Source organism: Morganella sp. Je.2.23 (assembly GCF_051129855.1).
GTDB lineage: Bacteria > Pseudomonadota > Gammaproteobacteria > Enterobacterales > Enterobacteriaceae > Morganella > Morganella sibonii.
The window spans coordinates 1,703,438-1,722,205 of sequence record NZ_JBCPSQ010000001.1 but is presented as its reverse complement, the minus strand read 5'-3'; the positions used below and the strand labels follow the sequence as shown (position 1 = coordinate 1,722,205).

The following is an 18,768-nucleotide window of genomic DNA, read 5'->3' as shown; positions in this document are numbered from 1 at the left end:
GTAACAAGGTTCTGCCATACCGGAGTGGCTTGTCCGGGCAATAAAAGGCCGCCGCGCCGCCGGTTCAGAGGTGGTCTGATACCGGCAACACGCTGACCGTCAATGAAAAAAAACTGCCGCAAACGGGCGGGAGTGGTTCCATTCATCAACCGGAGCCTTTATTATCCCTGAACACTTCGCTTTGGCAACAGGGGCGTTCAGATTTCATGTTTCAGTCTGTCTCATTTTTAATCGGTCTGCGTTACATGCGGGGGCGCGGCACAGATCGCTTTGCCCGTTTCGTATCGCTGCTTTCCGCCATCGGCATCACGCTGGGGGTGACAGCACTTATCACCGTGACATCCGTGATGAACGGTTTTGAACGCTCATTACAGCAGAGTATTCTCAATTTTATGCCGCAGGCAGTGATCACCACCGGAAACGGCGTGCTGGACCCGCAGGTGCATCCGGTATCACAATTAGCCGGGCTGCGCGATGTGGTGAAAACCGCACCTATTGTGACCGGCGACGTGGTATTACAGAGCACCGGCAATGTGGGGATCGCCTCCGTGACAGGGATCGACCCGCAGGGGGATGAGCCGCTGCTGGATTATCTGGTGAATACCCGGCCGTCTGACCTGGCGGCAGGACAATATCATGTGGTGGTCGGCGAGGGCGTGGCGAAACGTATGGGGCTTAAGCGCGGGGATAGTGTCCGTATCCTGGTGCCGAATGTGTCACAGCTGACGCCGATGGGCCGCATCCCGAGCCAGCGTCTGTTTACCGTGGCGGGCTTTTTCTCCTCCGGCAGTGAATCCGATAACACTCAGGTACTGATGAATCAGGAAGATGCGGCGCGTCTGATGCGCTATCCGGCGGGCAGTATCACCGGCTGGCGTCTTTATCTGTCACAGCCGTTGCAGGTGGACAGCCTCAGTCAGCAGACATTGCCGGAAGGGCTGGTCTGGACAGACTGGCGTGTACAGAAAGGCGAGTTTTTCCAGGCGGTGCGCATGGAAAAAAATATGATGGGGCTGCTGCTCAGCCTGATTATTGCCGTGGCCGCATTTAATATCATTACCTCACTGGCATTGCTGGTGATGGAAAAACAGACCGAAGTTGCCATCCTGAAAACGCTGGGTATGACACGCGGTAAAATTATGCTGATCTTTATGATCCAGGGGGCAGGCGCGGGGATTCTCGGCTCAGTGATCGGCGTCCTGCTGGGCACGCTACTCTCTTCACAACTGAATATTCTGATGCCGCTGCTGGGGCTGATCCCGAAAGGAATCGCCCTGCCGACGGTGATTGAGCCGCTGCGCGTGATAACCATCGGCGCGGCAGCCATGCTTATCTCTTTATTATCCACACTCTGGCCTGCGTGGCGGGCGGCAGCGGTACAACCCGCGGAGGCTTTACGTTATGAGTGAGTTATTACTGGCATGTCGTCAGTTATGCAAATCCTATCATGAGGGCACAGTGGAAACTGATGTCCTGAAACAGGTCAATTTTGAACTCCGGCGCGGGGATATGCTGGCGATTGTCGGCAGCTCCGGATCGGGGAAAAGTACACTGCTGCATCTGCTCGGCGGGCTGGATTCCCCGACCTCCGGTGAGGTGATTTTTAACGGCACCGCACTCTCCGCTATGAGCCAGAATGCGCTGTCTGCACTGCGTAATGCGGAAATGGGTTTTATTTACCAGTTTCACCATCTGCTGCCGGATTTTACGGCGGCGGAAAACGTGGCGATGCCGCTGCTGATCGGCGGCATGGCGCGGGATAAAGCTCTGGCACAGGCAGGTGATATGCTGGAACGTGTCGGTGTGGCAGCGCGTGCGCATCATCGTCCGTCTGAACTTTCCGGCGGGGAGCGCCAGCGGGTGGCGATTGCCCGTGCGCTGGTGAACAAGCCGTCGCTGGTGCTGGCGGATGAACCGACCGGTAACCTGGATCAGCGCAATGCGCAAAGTATTTTTGATCTGTTATCTGAACTGAATCAGACACTCGGCACGGCGTTTCTGGTGGTGACTCACGATCTCTCTCTGGCGGCGAAAATGGGGCGTCAGATGGAAATGCGTGACGGTATTCTGAATGCACAGCCGGAGACGGCGCTATGAATGCATTACCGCTGTCATTACTGACTGCGCTGCGTTTCAGCAAAGGGCGGAAACGGGCGGGAATGGTCTCGCTGATTTCCGTGATTTCCACTCTGGGGATCACGCTCGGGGTGGCGGTACTGATTATCGGGCTGAGCGCCATGAACGGCTTTGAGCGCGAGCTGGAGAACCGGGTGCTTTCCGTTGTGCCGCAGGGACAGATTTCCACCGTTGAGCAGCCGTTTGACACCTGGGCGCAGAGCTTGCTGCGGATAAAAAACACCCCCGGCGTGGTCGCGGCCAGCCCGTATATCGAGTTTACCGGACTGGCGGAGAAAGGCAGTAAATTGCAGGCGATGCAGCTGATGGGAGTGGATCCGGCCACTCAGCCGGCGGTCAGCGGGCTGCCGGAGTTTGTCGCGGATAATGCCTGGGCCGGATTTCAGGCCGGGAAAAGTCAGATAATCCTCGGTGACGGCGCGGCAAAATCGCTCGGCGTTGCACCGGGAGAATGGCTCACTATCATGATCCCGAATCATGACAGCACTGAGCGCCTGTTACAGCCGAAACGCATCCGTTTGCAGGTTGCTGGTGTTTTTCGTCTGAGCGGTATGCTGGATCACCGGCTGGCGCTGATCCCGCTGGCGGATGCGCAGCAGTATCTGGATTACGGCGAGGGTGTCACCGGTATCGAAATCCGTACGGATAATGTTTTCAATGCCAATGATATTGTTCTGCGGGCGGCAGAAGCCAGCCGTGAACACGTTTTCTATAAAAGCTGGATCAACGAATACGGTTACATGTACAGCGACATTCAGTTAGTGCGCAGTATTATGTATCTGGCGATGATTCTGGTGATTGGCGTGGCGTGCTTTAATATTGTTTCCACCCTGATTATTGCGGTAAAAGACAAAAGCGGTGATATCGCCATTCTGCGCACGCTGGGGGCAAAAGACAGCCTGATCCGCGCTATTTTCCTCTGGTACGGATTGCTGACCGGTATGGTCGGCTGTATCAGCGGAGCGGTACTGGGCACACTGGCGGCGCTGAATCTGACACCGCTTATCCGGGGCGTTGAGTGGCTTATCGGACATAAACTGCTGTCCGGTGATATCTATTTTATTGATTTTCTGCCGTCGGAACTGCGGCTGACAGATCTGCTGTATGTGGTCTTAACCACCATTGTACTGAGTCTGCTGGCAAGCTGGTATCCGGCGAGACGCGCCTGCCGTCTTGAACCGGCGCGTATTCTGAGCGGGCAGTAAAACCCGCATAAATTGAAAGGATTTTTTGAATCCGAAGTTTTGAAACCGAAGTTTTGAAACCGAAGTGCAGATGCATTACCCTGAACGGAGACAGTGATGAACAAAGGCCGGATGATGCGCAGAACGCACCGATTAAGAAAATTACGCAAACAGCGGCGGATCCTGCGCCAGCGTTTTCACTTACGCTTTTTCTATCGCGACAAATGGATGGCCGGGAAAATGGATCAGTTTAAACCGAAAATTGTTGTGCTGACGGGGGCGGGGATTTCTGCCGAATCCGGTATCCGGACATTCCGTTCGGAAGACGGGCTGTGGGAAGAGCACAACATCGAAGATGTGGCGACACCGGAAGGTTACGCCCGTAATCCGCGTCTGGTGCAGCAGTTTTATAATGATCGCCGCCGTCAGTTACAGTCCCCGGACGTGCAGCCGAACCCGGCACATCTCGCACTGGCGGAGCTGGAACAGGTTCTGGGGGATAACTTCCTGCTGGTTACCCAGAATATTGATAACCTGCATGAACGCGCAGGCAGTCAGCGGATCATTCATATGCACGGCGAACTGCTGAAAATCCGTTGTGCCATGTCCGGCCAGGTTCAGTCGTGTACCGGTGATCTGTCAGCCGATGAGCGTTGTCACTGCTGCCAGTTCCCGTCACCGCTGCGGCCGCATATTGTCTGGTTCGGTGAAATGCCGTTCGGTATGGATGAAATCTATCAGGCGCTGAATGAGGCCGATATTTTTATCGCCATCGGCACTTCCGGGCATGTTTATCCGGCTGCCGGGTTTGTTCATGAGGCACGGTTGTGCGGGGCGCATACTGTCGAGCTTAATCTGGAACCGAGCAAGGTACAGAGTGAGTTTGAGGAGTGTCACTACGGACCTGCCGGACAGGTGGTGCCGGAGTATGTCCGTCAGTTACTGGCGCAGATTAACAACACTAAATCTGATTTGACGCAATAACTCAATTTATGTTTCCCCGATAATAGGAAATCAATGTTATTGGGGGAACACATGGATAAGTTATTAGAGCGCTTTTTCGGTTATGTCTCTTTTGACACGCAGTCGAAGCCATCAGCGAAACTGACGCCGAGCAGCGATGGTCAGTTAAGGCTGGCGCGTGCTCTGGAAAAAGAGCTGAAAACGCTGGGGTTATCAGATGTCTCGCTGGATGACAACGGCTGTGTGATGGCCACACTACCGGCGAATGTTGACTGGCCGGTACCGGTCATTGGTTTTATTTCTCACCTTGATACCTCACCGGATTTCTCCGGGCGTAATGTGAATCCTCAGGTTCTGGAAAATTACCGCGGCGGTGATATCGCCCTGGGTATCGGTGATGAGGTGTTGTCACCGGTGATGTTCCCGGTACTGCATACCATGCTGGGCAAAACCCTGATTATGACCGACGGGAAAACTCTGCTGGGCGCGGATGACAAAGCGGGTATTGCGGAAATTATCACCGCGATGGTCCGTCTGAAAAACAGTGATATTCCGCACGGGGATATCCGTATTGCGTTCACGCCGGATGAAGAAATCGGCCGCGGCGCGCAGTATGTGGATCTGAAAAAATTCGGTGCGCAGTGGGCCTATACCGTTGATGGCGGTGGTGTCGGTGAACTGGAATACGAGAACTTCAATGCGGCGGCGGTGTCCATCCGTATTGAGGGGAATAATGTGCATCCGGGCAGTGCCAAAGGCGTGATGGTGAATGCGCTGTCACTGGCAACCCGCATCCACAGCGAATTACCGCCGGAAGAAACCCCTGAAAATACCGAAGGTTATGAGGGTTTCTATCATCTGCAAAGTATTAAAGGTACTGTCGAACGCGCGGAAATGCACTATATCATCCGTGATTTTGACCGTAACAACTTTGAAAAACGCAAAAGTAATATCATTGCTATTGCGGAAAAAGTCGGTAAAGGCCTGCATCCGGACTGCTATATTGAGCTGACGATTGATGACAGCTATTACAATATGCGCGACCATGTGGTGAAACACCCGCATGTGATTGAACTGGCGAAACAAGCCATGATTGACTGCGATATTGAACCGGATATCAAACCGATCCGCGGCGGTACTGACGGCGCACAGCTCTCTTATCGCGGCCTGCCGTGCCCGAACCTGTTCACCGGCGGTTATAACTTCCACAGTAAACATGAGTTTATTTCACTGGAAGGGATGGAACAGGCTGTTTCTGTGATTATGCGGATTGCAGAATTAACGGCACTGGATATGAAAAAATAAATAATATCAATACCAATTAAATATCAATAAGCCACCTTAATAAAGGTGGCTTTTTTATTAAATAAGTAAATTAATAAATAGAGTAAGATCTCTCCCGGTAGTGTGATGTTTTTTATTCTTCATTATCTTATTTTTGTTTTGTATTTGTTTAACTGTTGCTGATATGGTTTTATACCTGTCAAATCTCAGTGCAATATAATTCTTGTTATATAATTTATGTCATTAAAATTATATATAATTGATATACTTTAAAGGTAATTATTTATGTCTTCGTTGAAAAAAAAATTATTTATTTCTTCTTTATTTTTACTGTCAGTTAATTCATTCGCAAAAGATCCTGTAATTGAAGGTGAGCAAGAACCTCTAGATCTTGTTGAAATTAATGGAAATATTTCATTTAGAGGTAAGATCACAGATTCAAGCTGTGATATCACTCAAAATGATATTGAGGTAGATCTCGGAAGTCATTCCGTACTATTGCTGGAAAATAAAGATGACATGACGCCGGCAGAGAATTTTAATATTGATATAACAAATTGTTCATTATCCATGTCGACCTTAAAAATTAAAATGACCGGCTCTGCGCATAAAGATAATGCCGCACTGTTTGCACTGAATGCAGATGATAGAAGTGCCGGTAATGTCGGTATCGTGATTACCAATATTGCCGGTACCGGTAATCACCCGGTAAACCCTGCTGCCGGTGCTCGCGATATTACGCTGAGAAATGATTCACGTGACTACACACTGACCTACAGCGCAGCCTACCAGGCAACTGGTCAGGCAACCCCGGGGACGGGTAATGCTACCATTAATTACACCGTTTCTTACGAGTAACAGTTGATACCGGCGGCAATCATTATTGCCGCCACGGATAATGTGCACCATGAAAAACTATTTCACTTTTTTTATTCTTATATACTTTGTAATAAGCCAGGCAACCGCAGCGGTCGTCGTTGGCGGAACCCGGTTTATTTATCCGCAGGATAAAAAAATGATCGCTGTTCCTGTTGATAATACCGATAAAAAAACAGCTTACTTAATTCAGGGCTGGGTTGAAAAAGAGGATGGTATAACAAAGAGTAAGGACTTTATTCTCACACCGGCTCTCTTTCAGCTGGATGCGGGGAAAAAAGGTATCCTGCGTGTTATCGTTAAAAACCCCGCTTTTCCGGATGACAGAGAAACATTGCTCTGGCTGAATGTCAGGGGTATTCCGGAAACAGAAGAACACAGGAAAAATAAGCTTCAGGTTGTCATCAATTCAAAGTTTAAATTTTTCTACCGGCCTGAAAGTCTGACTGAACCTGACTATAACAATCTGAGGTATGAGCGAAAAGGTAATAAAATAAATATCATTAATAACACCCCTTTTCACATTACTGTCAGAGATGTTACTGTTAATAATAAAGAACATACCGTTTCAGATATGATTGTCCCGTTTGAATCGCTCACTGTACCGGTAACTGCAATCCATAATAAAGACAAGATCACAATCAGCTATATTTCTGACTTCGGCGGAATTATTTCCAAACCTGTGACGTTTAAAAAATAATAATACTATGCAATTAAGAACACCTTATTTTTTTCTTCTGGTGGCACTTCCGGCTTTTTTTTCCGCAAAGATATCTGCCGCGCCATATTTTAATCCGGCAGCGCTTGGCCTGAACGGCGATGAACCGGTGATGGACCCTGCACAGTTTCAGTATCTGCGTGAACGGCAGTTTCAGGAAGAAGGGCGCTATTTTGTCACCGTCAGGGTTAATCAGCGGACTGTCAGCGGGCAGTGGCTGGAATTCCGGTATCAGCCGCAACAAAAAATGCTGTTGCCGGCGTTAACCCGCAGACAGTGGCTGGTATGGGGATTACGTTCTGATGCATCACCTGCTTTTGCCGCAACAGATCATACTGAACAGATTAAGGATATCGCCGCTCTGGTCAGTGGTGTCACGCTGCATTTTGACGCTGCACAGCAGGTGCTGGATATTACGATTCCGCAGCGGTTTTTTCTGACGGATGAACAGCGGGGGGCTGATGCTGCGTTATGGGAGCCGGGCATCACCGCATTTATGCTTAATTATGATTATCGCTTCTCCCGCAACAGCAGCCGGTTCAGCCACACCACCGGACATACCCTGTCACTGAAAAGTGGTTTCAATGCCGGATTCTGGCGGCTGCGTCATCACAGCAGAGCAGAGCACCGGAACGGAAAAATGACATGGCAGTCAGAGCGTTTACGGATGTACCGCGCTATTGCGCCCTGGCGCAGTGAGTTACAGCTGGGGGACGTGTTCAGTGGTGATGTGCTGTTTGACAGCAGGGTATTCAGGGGGATCAGGCTGACCTCACAAAGCGATATGCATCCGCTGAATCAGCAGGGCTATGCGCCGGTTATCCGTGGTATCGCCGGACAGAGTGCGGAACTGACCATCAGGCAACAGGGTGTCGTTATCCGCCGGGAGTCGCTGCCCGCCGGTGAATTTGTGATTGATGATCTGAATAATGCGTATCAGGGCACGGCGCTGGATATCACGCTGGAGGAAGCGGACGGTACTGTGCAGTATTTTACACAGTACGGAACGTCCGTACCGGTTATGCAGCGGGAAGGTCAGCTGAAATATACTCTGGATGCCGGAAAGCACAACCGGTACAGGAATAGCAACAAAAAATTGTTTATGCAGGGTACTGCGGCGTACGGCATCAATTCCTTTTTGACATTATATGGTGGTGGTTATGCGGCATCTCATGCCCTGAGCAGCGGGGTCGGGGCGGGGCTGAATATGGGCGCGGCCGGCGGGATTTCCGCCGATATTCTGATGCGGCATACAGAGGCAAAACAGAATCCCCGCTACCGGATCAATTACCAGACTTTTTTTCCGCTGACCGGAACACTGCTTAATACCGGCGCAGCAAGTGAACAACACTCACGGCAATGGCAGACCCGGCTGGTACAGCCGTTACCGGGAGACAACGGTGCGGTATCGTCAGGATATAATTATAACCGCACGGGGCACAGCGGGCGCGGAGACCGGACACTGATAAGCAGGGATGCCGGCTACTTCAGCCATATCGGCCGGGTGCATTACGGTGTGAATGCTCAGTACCGTACCGGTGGTCATTACCGTAAAGCCGATAAACGGGTGTCTGTTTCATTGTCAGTACCACTGGATTTTGCCGGTCAGCAGGCCCGCAGTCACTTTCATTATCACCATCAGGCAGGAAAATCATCTTTTCAGTCATCAGCAAATGGCCTGACGGGGGATGAACAACGTCTCGGGTATTCAGTCACTCACCGGTATCAGCAGCAGGATGCTGTTCACCATAAGAGTGCGGAATTGCGCTGGCGGCATGACCTGGCCGATATCCGCGGCAGTATCAATCACAGCCGTGATCACAACATGCTGAGCGGGAATGTTCAGGGCGGGCTGATCATTCACGAAAAAGGCATCACCTTGTCACGACCGCTCGGGGAAACCAACGGTCTGGCAGATACCGGCACTGCCGCCGGAGTCCGTATAGCATCACGGGCAGCCGCGCGGACTGACCGTACGGGGTTCAGTGTCATTCCTCATCTGAGTCATTACCATCAGAATATTATCCGTATCGATCCGGAAACGTTGCCGGATAATGCCGATGCGGATAATCCGGTCGTGCAGGTGATCCCGTCTAAAGGTGCGGTGGTGCCTGTCCGTTTTGCGGTGAACAGCGGCTTTCGTGCAATTTTCGCGCTGCGGACCCCCGGGGGCGTGGTGCCGTTTGCGGCACGGATACAGGTGAAAAAAACAGATGGCAGCACCGTCAGCGGCATTACCGGTGAAGACGGGGAGGTGTATCTCAGCGGATTACCGGTGCAGGGGCGTTTACAGGCGGTCTGGGGAAAAGGAATGCACAGGCAGTGTGAAGCAGATTTTACTATTCCGCCGGAGCAGCAGGGACTGATAACTCTCCCGCTGATATGCCGGTAAAGGAGCAATGATGTTTTTTCAGTTCAGAATACTATGTGGTGCCGGTTTCTTTTTCTGGCTGACAGCAGGGGGAGTTTTATCTGCTTCAGCCGGGGAAACCTGTGTACTGATAACACCGGAGGCGACTATTCATATACCCGGCAACGTTATCAACGCGGCGGATAATATCCCTGTCGGCGGACAGATCGGAGAAACCATTTTCTCTGACAGTATTGATGCCTATCAGTGCCGGATTGAACCGGGTAAAACGATTGAATTTGTGCTGGTGGGCGGTATACCGGGTAATAAAATACAGCACGCCTCAGGGCAAACAATCTATGAACTTCCCGGTGGTATTGGTTACAGCCTGGGAGCGGTGGCGGAGCATCCGGAATGTATGAAGTCGTCACATTATGTGGATGGCCGTGACTCACCGGACAACAACAGTGCCAATAAACGGTTGTGTACGATCCGCAGCGGGATGAAGCCGTCTCAGTCATACCGGGTGCGGGTTATGGTCACTCTTTATAAGCTGAAACCGCAAATAACGGCACATCATCCCGGCGGCTATCTGGGGCAGCTCTCAATGCGTGTTGACGGACAGTGGCCGTGGGAAAGGTATCATATTGTTGAATCCAGGTTACATCTGGGCGAATTTACGGTCAGGCAACATTCCTGCGATCTTGATCCGCAGACGGAAACCGATGTGGATTTAGGTATCGTATCGCGGACAGATTTCAGCGGTAAAGGCTCTGTTGCCCCGGGGAGTGTCCGCAATCTGACGATCGCACTGCAATGCAGCAAACTGATACGGGCGGACATTCGCCTGACCGGCAATGTATTTGCCGCGAAAAACAGCCCGGGAACACTGAAGCTGACGCGGCAAAAAGGCAGTGCAGCCGGTGTGGGGGTCAGGCTGCTGCACAATGGCAGACCGGTTACGTTCGGGGAATCGCTTTTATTTGATGAGATTACTGCTGAGCGGGCAGAGCTCCGGTTACAGGCTGCGTTTGTGCAGACACGGGATATTATTGAGCCGGGAACGGCAGAAACTATCCTGAATTACACTATCCGCTATCAGTAAAAAAATGCCACGTGCGTGATATCACGTGGCGTTTTTATCTGAACGGTGAACAGGGTTTTATTGCTGATTAATCATCAAAATACCAGTAACCGCTATTGATCAGGACAGTCAGCAGCGTCACAAATTCCGGATCGCTGATAGCATCCCCCAGCATAGCAGCAGTCACTTCATCATACTGACAGAGTACGTCTGCGGCTTCAATATGCGGGGTTTTCAGGGCTTCGCCGTTAACGAAACAAGTATCACCAACACGCAGTACACGCAGACCATTCAGGCGGAACAGGGATTCGCCCTGAGACAGCAGTTCCTGAATTTCATCCGGGCTGTATGACGGCTCCGGCGGTGCCAGATCCAGCTCATGGCGGGACTGAGAGATAAACTCACCGAACCACTGGCGGAACACATCCGGCTGGTCGAGTAAATCCTGCATCATACCGTGCAGCTTGGTCAGTTCACCCTGCTGAATTAATGCCGGATTATCGCGGAACGCCAGATCCGGATCACTGTAGCGGTAACTGCCCAGCTCATTGGCAATGATATAATCGGCAAAGCCGCTGAACAGTTCACGGGCATTCGGTGCACGGAAACCGACGGAATAGTTCAGTGATTCCTCAATGGCATAGCCTTCATGCGGGAATCCGGGCGGAATATAGAGGATATCGCCCGGTACCATTTCTTCATCAATGATAGCGTCAAACGGATCGACCTGTAACAGATCCGGATGCGGCGCGTGCTGTTTCATCGGGATTTTTTCCCCGACACGCCAGCGGCGGCGCCCCTGACCCTGGATAATAAATACATCATACTGATCCAGATGCGGACCCACACCGCCGCCCGGGACAGAATAAGAGATCATCAGGTCATCCATACGCCAGTCAGACAGGCAGCGGAACGGCTTCATCAGTGCGGCAGACGGGAAATGCCAGTGATCAACGGCCTGAACCAGGATAGACCAGTCTTTCTCTCCCAGCCCGTCAAATTCCTGAAATGGTCCGTGGCGCACATCCCACTTCCCGTTGAAGCGGGTAACCATACGGCTGTCGATTTCATTTTCCATCGCCAGTCCCGCCAGTTCATCCGGGGAAATCGTATCGCGGAAATTGCGGAAACCACCTTTGATCAGTAACGGACGTTTTTGCCAGTGGCTTTCCATAAAGGTCTGCCAGTCTAAATTCAGTTCATAATCCATGTAGTCGTCCTCAATAAACGCCGTGATCAGGCAGATGAAGGGAGTATAACGGAAAAAGACACGTTTTATTCATGCCTGTACTGATAAATTACGTGCCCGGCAGACTGATTATCAGTCCGTATTTTCGTCGTGAACCGCCTGGCGGCGGAAAGTCACGGTAATACGGGCGCCGCCCAGCGGACTGTCGGTGACAACCGCACCGCCGTCATACTGCTCCAGAATATCGGTGACAATCGCCAGGCCCAGCCCCTGCCCCGGGCGCAGAGTATCAACACGCTGCCCGCGGCTGAAAATCAGTTCCCGTTTCTCTTCCGGCACACCCGGACCATCATCATCGACGATCAGAATAACGGCATCATGCTGCCACTGTGCTGTCACCTCGACAAACTCCAGACAGTATTTGCAGGCATTTTCCATGATATTACCCATGACTTCCATAAAGTCATTCTGTTGTCCCAGCCAGGTAATATCCGGCGGAATATCAACAGTAATATCCACCCCTTTGCGCTGATACACTTTACTGAGCGCGCTGGCGAGGCTGTCAATCAGGGCGGGTACGGAAGAAATATCCCGCATCAGCACGGTATTATCACCGCCGATGCTGGCACGGTGCAGATAATATCCGACCTGCTGGGAAATCCGTCCTATTTGTTCGAGCATGACCGGCTCGGCGGTTTCAATTGTCATGTCTTTGCCGCTGCGCAGTGAACGCAGGGTGCTTTGCAGCACCGCCAGCGGGGTTTTCAGGCTGTGGGTCAGATCAGAAAGTGTCCGCTGATACCGGGTGTAGCGTTCCCGTTCGCTGTGCAGCAACAGATTCAGGTTACGCACCAGTCCGCGCAGTTCGCTGGGTGGTGTTTCATCCAGATCTTCCCGCTCACCTTTTTCGAGGGCGCTGATCTGCCCGCTGAGCGCATTAATCGGCCGCAGGCTCCAGTGTGCCGCCAGCCAAATCAGCGGTGTGAGCAGAAACAGGTTGGCCAGTACCACATAGCCGAACCACTCCCAGACACGGAACGTTTTTTGCAGATTCTGCGGGATGGTATCAACCACGACAATCGTCAGCGGGGGCAGGGTATCTGTTTTGCCGTAACGGCTGACCGATACGGAGTGGATCATCCGGCCATCATGATCATCATCGAGGTCATTAATCCGGATATCTTCCGTGGCAAAAAGCGGGGTATTAACCAGCAGCGATTTGGTGGCATCCAGCGAGGTATTCAGATCATACAATCCCTCTTTGGTCAGCCATTTGGCCGGAATCACTTTTTCCAGTGCATCGATATGATACTGCCGCCATAGCAGATTCTGATTGTCATCATAAATCAGTACCACAGACGGGGCATTGAGCGAGAAATTCGGCGGAAAACGGATATTGAGTTTTCCGTTATCCCACTGTGACAGGCTGTAAAACAGATTACTCTGGCTGCGCAGCATGGTGTAGGTGGTTTTATCAAAACTGACCAGATAACCGACCAGCGCCACCGCACCGTAAGAGAGGGTCATCGCGAGGATCACAGCAAATGTTGCCAGTAAAAACCGGGTCCGCAGAGAAAAAGGGCGCGTTTTCCGCCTGGTCATGCGCAATACCTCAGTGGTTGAAGTGGCGTCTGTTACTTCCCTGCATCAAAGCGGTAGCCCTGTCCGCGGACAGTGATAATGGCATCAATATCGGTAAATGCCTGAATTTTTTTGCGCAGACGTCCCATCAGCACATCAATGGTATGACTTTCACGCAGTTCGGCATCGGGATAGAGCTGGCGCATCAGGGAATCTTTACTGACAACTTTACCATTATTGCGCATCAGTGTTTCAATAATCGTGTATTCAAATGCAGTCAGTTTGACGGTATTACCGTCAACCAGGAATTCTTTGCGGGAAAGATCGATAACAAAAATACCCAGTTCCAGTGTCTGGGAGGCAAGGCCGCTGTTACGGCGCATCAGTGCCTGCATGCGTGCGACAATCTCTTCCAGCTGGAAAGGTTTGGTAACATAATCATCTGCCCCGGCATTCAGTGCGGCGACTTTTTCCTGCCAGCTTTCACGGGCGGTCAGTACCATAATCGGAATTTTGACCTGCTGCTGACGCCAGCGGGCGATCATTACCATACCGTCCTCACCGGGCAGACCGAGGTCAACTACCGCGATATCCGGCTGACTTTCCTGAAGAAAATAATCTGCTTCTTTTGAATCTTCGGCCGCATCAACCTGGTGGCCGAGGTCGCGGATCTGAACCGTCAGATGGTGACGGAGTAAGTTGTTATCTTCCACGATGAGTACACGCATACACAATTCCTTACAAAGACAGATATCCGAACAAATAACGATGTGAATTGTAACAGTTTACATGAAGGCGGGGGAACTTGTACGTCAAATAATACGTCAGATATGCGTTTAATCATAAAAAAAGAGGCAGATATTCTCTGCCTCTGTGTTATTGATTATTCGTGTGTTAATTATTACAACTCATCTGCCAGACGGACAGCATCACCGAGATAATTTTCCGGGGTCAGGGTTTTCAGCCGGGCTTTTTCTGCGTCAGGCAGATCCAGTCCGTCGATAAACACCTGCATCGCCTGAGCATCAACACGCTTGCCGCGGGTCAGCTCTTTGAGTTTTTCATACGGTTTTTCGATACCGTAGCGGCGCATTACTGTCTGAATCGGCTCCGCCAGCACTTCCCAGTTCTGATCCAGCTCGTCACGCAGATGTTTTTCGTTTACTTCCAGCTTGCTCAGACCTTTTTGCGTGGACTGATAAGCAATCAGCGAGTAACCGATCCCGACACCCAGGTTACGCAGTACGGTGGAGTCTGTCAGGTCACGCTGCCAGCGGGATACCGGCAGTTTGGTTGCCAGGTGACCGAGCACCGCATTTGCCAGACCCAGGTTGCCTTCTGAGTTTTCAAAATCAATCGGATTGACTTTGTGCGGCATGGTGGATGAACCGATTTCACCGGCGATCGTTTTCTGTTTAAAGTGATTCAGGGCAATGTAACCCCAGATATCACGGTCGAAATCGATCAGGATCGTGTTAAAACGCGCCACGCAGTCAAAGAACTCAGCAATATAATCATGCGGCTCAATTTGTGTGGTGTACGGGTTCCACTGAATACCCAGCGAGGTCACAAAATCGCCGCTGAATTTATGCCAGTCAATATCCGGGTAAGCCGATAAGTGAGCATTGTAGTTACCGACAGCCCCGTTGATTTTGCCGAGGATCTCTGTCTGCTGTAACTGGCGGTACTGACGCTCCATCCGGTAGGCCACGTTGGCAAACTCTTTACCGACGGTACTTGGTGTGGCTGGTTGTCCGTGAGTACGGGACAGCAGCGGCAGGTCGCGGTAATCCGCCGCCATTGCGCGGACAGTATCAATCATCTGACGCCATGCCGGCAGCAGCACGGTTTCGCGGGCGGTGCTGAGCATCAGTGCGTGAGAGAGGTTATTGATATCTTCGGATGTGCAGGCGAAATGGATAAATTCAGACACTGCGTGCAGTGCAGGCACGGCTGCGGCTTTCTCTTTGAGGAAATACTCCACCGCTTTCACATCATGGTTGGTGGTGCGCTCAATTTCTTTGATCCGCATTGCGTCGTTTTCGCTGAAATTCGCGACAATTGCATCCAGGTAAGCGATTGCGTCGTTATCAAAAGCCGGAACTTCAGGGATGTCTGCACACGCGGCCAGTTTTTGTAACCAACGCACTTCGACCTGTACACGGAATTTCAGTAAGCCGTACTCACTGAAAATATCGCGCAGCGCGCGTGTTTTGTCACCATAACGGCCATCGACAGGGGAAACGGCGGTAAGTGAGGATAATTCCATTGGTTGCAACTCCCGGTAATTTTAGTGTTGAGCGAGAAGATATTTGGCTGTGTCCACCAGACGTGAACGGGAAAACAGCAGCTGTAAACGGTTGCCGCCGACCTGACGCCAGAGCACAGCGCTGCGGATACCACTCAGTAACAGCGAGCGGACTTTAGCCTGAATAAGGGTATTACGCAGGATCTCCGGTGAACCGGTCACCTGGATGCGCGGGCCGAGGCTGCTGATGTTGTCCACATAGATACCGGCGATGGTATTAAGCATCGCTTCCTGCGACAAACCGAAATGGTCGCGCTGGTGTTCAAGATTATCAATACGGCGGCCGAGTTCGTCCATCGCCCCCGGCGCTTTATACAGGCGGCGCTCCAGCAGCATCACTCCCAGCATATAGCGGGTCAGCTCGGCATTCAGCCCCTGAGTGCCGGTCATATTAAACATCCCGGCGAATACGGACAGGCCGGTATGCAGATTCTGTATATTGTCGCCGTAGACATTGAGGACGGAAGACGGATTATTATTGATGACGCTGTTGATCATCACATCAACCGCGTCATTGTCAGTCTGACCTTCATGCGCCAGTTGCTGTACCAGGCGCGCGGCCTGGCAGATACCGCCCAGGGCGAGGGTTATGTCTTCATAATTTTTAGCCATAATCACTCCGTAATACGCGCTTCAATGACGCCGCCGCCCAGGCAGACTTCATCCTGATAAAAAACAGCGGACTGACCCGGGGTGACCGCAGCAACCGGGTTATCAAACCGGACACTGATTTTGTCATCACCAAGCGGGGTGACAGTACAGGGGATATCTTCCTGACGGTAACGGGTTTTCACCACACAGCGCATTGGCTGTGTCAGCGGCTCCCGTGATACCCAGTCCAGCTGCTGCGCAATAAGCCCGGCAGACATCAGACGCGGGTGTTCGTGACCCTGCGCAACAATCAGAATATTATTTTCAACATCTTTGTCGACAACATACCACGGCTCGTCAGATCCTTCACGGGTTCCGCCGATTTTCAGCCCTTTGCGCTGGCCGAGGGTATGATACATCAGCCCGTCATGCTGACCGATCTCCTGACCATCAACGGTCATAATCGGGCCGGGTTTAGCCGGCAGGTAACGGGCGAGGAAGTCACGGAACTTGCGCTCACCGATAAAACAGATCCCGGTGGAATCTTTTTTCTTCGCGGTGATAAGCCCTAATTGTTCCGCAATACGGCGGACTTCCGGTTTTTCCAGCTCCCCGACCGGGAACAGGCTCTGCGCCACCTGGTCGTGACTCAGTGTATACAGGAAGTAGCTCTGATCTTTGTTGCTGTCCAGGCCGCGCAGTAACTGCGTGGTACCGTTAATATCGCGGCGGCGCACATAATGGCCGGTGGCGATATAATCGGCCCCGAGATCTTCTGCGGCATATTCCAGGAACGCTTTGAATTTGATTTCTTTATTGCACAGAATATCCGGGTTCGGTGTGCGTCCCGCTTTATATTCTTCCAGGAAATGCTCAAACACATTATCCCAGTATTCTGCCGCGAAGTTGATCGTCAGCAGTTCAATACCGAGTTTATCACATACCGCCTGTGCATCCGCCAGGTCAGCGGCGGCGGAACAGTACTCGGTATCATCATCCTCTTCCCAGTTCTTCATAAACAGCCCGGTCACCTGATAACCCTGCTGTTGCAGTAAATAGGCTGAGACGGAGGAATCCACACCGCCGGACATTCCGACGATGACTTTTTTCTGGCTGTTATCTGACATGGCTGATCTCGCGGCGATTCGGTCTGCCCCGCAAACAGGTTATGCGAAGAAGAACCGGGGAAAAAAACAAGCGCCGTACTTTACCATGATACGTACAGCGGCGCATCACTCAGGTGCGGGATCGGCACTTTTTTCGCAAAGTATTTTCCGTAAAGAATTTTCCGCAGTCTGTTCCCCGCTATGTATTACGGCGCGGTATTACGGTGCGACCGGTTCCCCGAATGCGTCGCCGAATGTTCCCAGCAGAGACAGCGGTTGCGGCTCAGCGGCAAACCAGGCAAACATACTCTCTTTGACCAGCGGGGAGCGCAGTATCGTGCTGTGAATAATGTCATCGGCACTGACCCAGTGGCAGCAATCAATATCGCTGTCCTGCGGGCGCGTCTCACATTCATCGTCCAGCAGCACGCGGAACAGAAAACGGATAAACGGTGTGCCGTCCGGCGCAACCCACTGATGAATTTTCAGCAGTGCATCGGGGGTGGCACGGATACCGGTCTCCTCATACAGTTCGCGCTCTGCGGCGGCAATCAGGGATTCTCCGGCTTCCAGATGCCCGGCGGGCTGATTCCAGGTCGCTTTACCGTTAACCGTCTCTTCCACCACCAGAAATTTCTCACCGGCGCTGACCAGGCAGGCCACGGTAATATGGGGCTTAAATGTCATTAATACTTCTCCAGTCACCGGGTTTCAGTGCGTCCAGGGTATAGTCACCGACCTGCCAGCGGATAAGGCGCAGAGTCGGATGTCCGATATGTGCGGTCATTCGTCGTACCTGGCGGTTACGGCCTTCTCTGAGTGTCAGTTTCAGCCAGGTAACGGGGATGGATTTACGCTCACGGATAGGCGGATTACGCGGCCACAGCCATTCAGGCTCAGTAACAATCTCCGCCCCTGCCGGGCGGGTCGGGCCATCATTCAGAGTGATACCGTTACGTAACTGATTCAGCGCATCCTCATCCGGGATCCCTTCCACCTGAGCGTAATACACTTTCTCTGCTTTATGATCAGGCTGTGTCAGCCGGGCCTGCAACACGCCGTCATTCGTCAGGATTAATAAACCTTCGCTGTCGCGATCCAGACGACCGGCGGCATAAATATCTTTGATCGGAATATAGTCCTTCAGCGTATTCTGCCCGGGTTCACCGGTAAATTGCGGCAGTACATCAAACGGCTTGTTAAACAAAACCATTTTACGCGGACCGCGCTGACGGGCAGGCTTATTCAGATGGCGCTGTGCCGCCGGGTGTGAATGTTTTTTTTCGGTCGTACGGATTCGGGGAGTTTTGACAGCCATGATATCTTTTTTATAAAAAATGAGACTTACATTATAGCTTAAAACAGTTAGGATTTGCGTGATGCAATTATTCAAGTAGT

The 18,768-nt window shown here is 51.8% G+C and carries 17 protein-coding genes; 9 read left to right on the top strand and 8 right to left on the bottom strand.

Going from position 1 to position 18,768, the window contains the following annotated elements; genetic code table 11:
* Positions 1 to 206: 206 nt before the first annotated feature.
* The 9 genes from lolC to AAZR23_RS08445 all read left to right on the top strand — a co-directional run bounded on the left by lolC (position 207) and on the right by AAZR23_RS08445 (position 10,616).
* A complete protein-coding gene (lolC, locus tag AAZR23_RS08485; protein ID WP_046894944.1) occupies positions 207 to 1,409 on the top strand; it encodes a lipoprotein-releasing ABC transporter permease subunit LolC in 1,203 nt (400 codons plus the stop codon).
* Complete coding sequence (gene lolD / locus AAZR23_RS08480) at positions 1,402 to 2,097, top strand: lipoprotein-releasing ABC transporter ATP-binding protein LolD (protein WP_214095856.1); 696 nt, start codon at positions 1,402 to 1,404, stop codon at positions 2,095 to 2,097. Before lolC ends, lolD begins: the two co-directional genes overlap by 8 nt.
* The gene (lolE, locus tag AAZR23_RS08475; RefSeq protein ID WP_434691872.1) at positions 2,094 to 3,341 is read left to right on the top strand and encodes a lipoprotein-releasing ABC transporter permease subunit LolE; all 1,248 of its coding nucleotides are present in this window, start codon (positions 2,094 to 2,096) and stop codon (positions 3,339 to 3,341) included. Before lolD ends, lolE begins: the two co-directional genes overlap by 4 nt.
* Before the next feature lie 114 nt (positions 3,342 to 3,455).
* Positions 3,456 to 4,304: a Sir2 family NAD+-dependent deacetylase gene (gene cobB, locus AAZR23_RS08470; protein ID WP_052925968.1), complete on the top strand. Its 849-nt coding sequence runs from the start codon at positions 3,456 to 3,458 to the stop codon at positions 4,302 to 4,304.
* 51 nt (positions 4,305 to 4,355) lie between these two features.
* The gene (gene pepT / locus AAZR23_RS08465; protein ID WP_182107949.1) at positions 4,356 to 5,588 is read left to right on the top strand and encodes a peptidase T; all 1,233 of its coding nucleotides are present in this window, start codon (positions 4,356 to 4,358) and stop codon (positions 5,586 to 5,588) included.
* Between the two features lie 264 nt (positions 5,589 to 5,852).
* A complete protein-coding gene (locus AAZR23_RS08460; protein WP_434691870.1) occupies positions 5,853 to 6,425 on the top strand; it encodes a fimbrial protein in 573 nt (190 codons plus the stop codon).
* Positions 6,426 to 6,465: 40 nt separating this feature from the next.
* Complete coding sequence (locus tag AAZR23_RS08455) at positions 6,466 to 7,143, top strand: fimbrial biogenesis chaperone (protein WP_434691867.1); 678 nt, start codon at positions 6,466 to 6,468, stop codon at positions 7,141 to 7,143.
* Between the two features lie 7 nt (positions 7,144 to 7,150).
* Entirely contained in the window at positions 7,151 to 9,553 is a 2,403-nt protein-coding gene (locus AAZR23_RS08450; RefSeq protein WP_434691864.1) for a fimbria/pilus outer membrane usher protein, read from the top strand.
* Between the two features lie 7 nt (positions 9,554 to 9,560).
* Complete coding sequence (locus tag AAZR23_RS08445) at positions 9,561 to 10,616, top strand: fimbrial protein (protein ID WP_434691862.1); 1,056 nt, start codon at positions 9,561 to 9,563, stop codon at positions 10,614 to 10,616.
* A 67-nt stretch (positions 10,617 to 10,683) separates the two neighbouring features.
* Here AAZR23_RS08445 and AAZR23_RS08440 read toward each other — a convergent pair whose 3' ends face one another.
* The 8 genes from AAZR23_RS08440 to rluE all read right to left on the bottom strand — a co-directional run bounded on the left by AAZR23_RS08440 (position 10,684) and on the right by rluE (position 18,688).
* Complete coding sequence (locus AAZR23_RS08440) at positions 10,684 to 11,805, bottom strand: cupin domain-containing protein (protein ID WP_218426352.1); 1,122 nt, start codon at positions 11,803 to 11,805, stop codon at positions 10,684 to 10,686.
* Positions 11,806 to 11,916: 111 nt separating this feature from the next.
* Entirely contained in the window at positions 11,917 to 13,386 is a 1,470-nt protein-coding gene (gene phoQ / locus AAZR23_RS08435; RefSeq protein ID WP_046894952.1) for a two-component system sensor histidine kinase PhoQ, read from the bottom strand.
* A 32-nt stretch (positions 13,387 to 13,418) separates the two neighbouring features.
* Positions 13,419 to 14,093: a two-component system response regulator PhoP gene (gene phoP, locus AAZR23_RS08430; RefSeq protein WP_046894953.1), complete on the bottom strand. Its 675-nt coding sequence runs from the start codon at positions 14,091 to 14,093 to the stop codon at positions 13,419 to 13,421.
* 173 nt (positions 14,094 to 14,266) lie between these two features.
* Entirely contained in the window at positions 14,267 to 15,634 is a 1,368-nt protein-coding gene (gene purB, locus AAZR23_RS08425) for an adenylosuccinate lyase (protein ID WP_218454264.1), read from the bottom strand.
* 21 nt (positions 15,635 to 15,655) lie between these two features.
* Entirely contained in the window at positions 15,656 to 16,285 is a 630-nt protein-coding gene (hflD, locus tag AAZR23_RS08420; protein WP_434691857.1) for a high frequency lysogenization protein HflD, read from the bottom strand.
* Positions 16,286 to 16,287: 2 nt separating this feature from the next.
* Positions 16,288 to 17,391: a tRNA 2-thiouridine(34) synthase MnmA gene (mnmA, locus tag AAZR23_RS08415; protein WP_004238115.1), complete on the bottom strand. Its 1,104-nt coding sequence runs from the start codon at positions 17,389 to 17,391 to the stop codon at positions 16,288 to 16,290.
* Between the two features lie 198 nt (positions 17,392 to 17,589).
* Complete coding sequence (locus AAZR23_RS08410) at positions 17,590 to 18,057, bottom strand: NUDIX domain-containing protein (protein ID WP_046894956.1); 468 nt, start codon at positions 18,055 to 18,057, stop codon at positions 17,590 to 17,592.
* Positions 18,047 to 18,688 carry a 23S rRNA pseudouridine(2457) synthase RluE gene (gene rluE / locus AAZR23_RS08405; protein WP_434691852.1) on the bottom strand — a complete coding sequence of 214 codons (642 nt, stop codon included), beginning with the start codon at positions 18,686 to 18,688 and terminating at the stop codon, positions 18,047 to 18,049. Before rluE ends, AAZR23_RS08410 begins: the two co-directional genes overlap by 11 nt.
* Between the last annotated feature and the right edge of the window lie 80 nt (positions 18,689 to 18,768).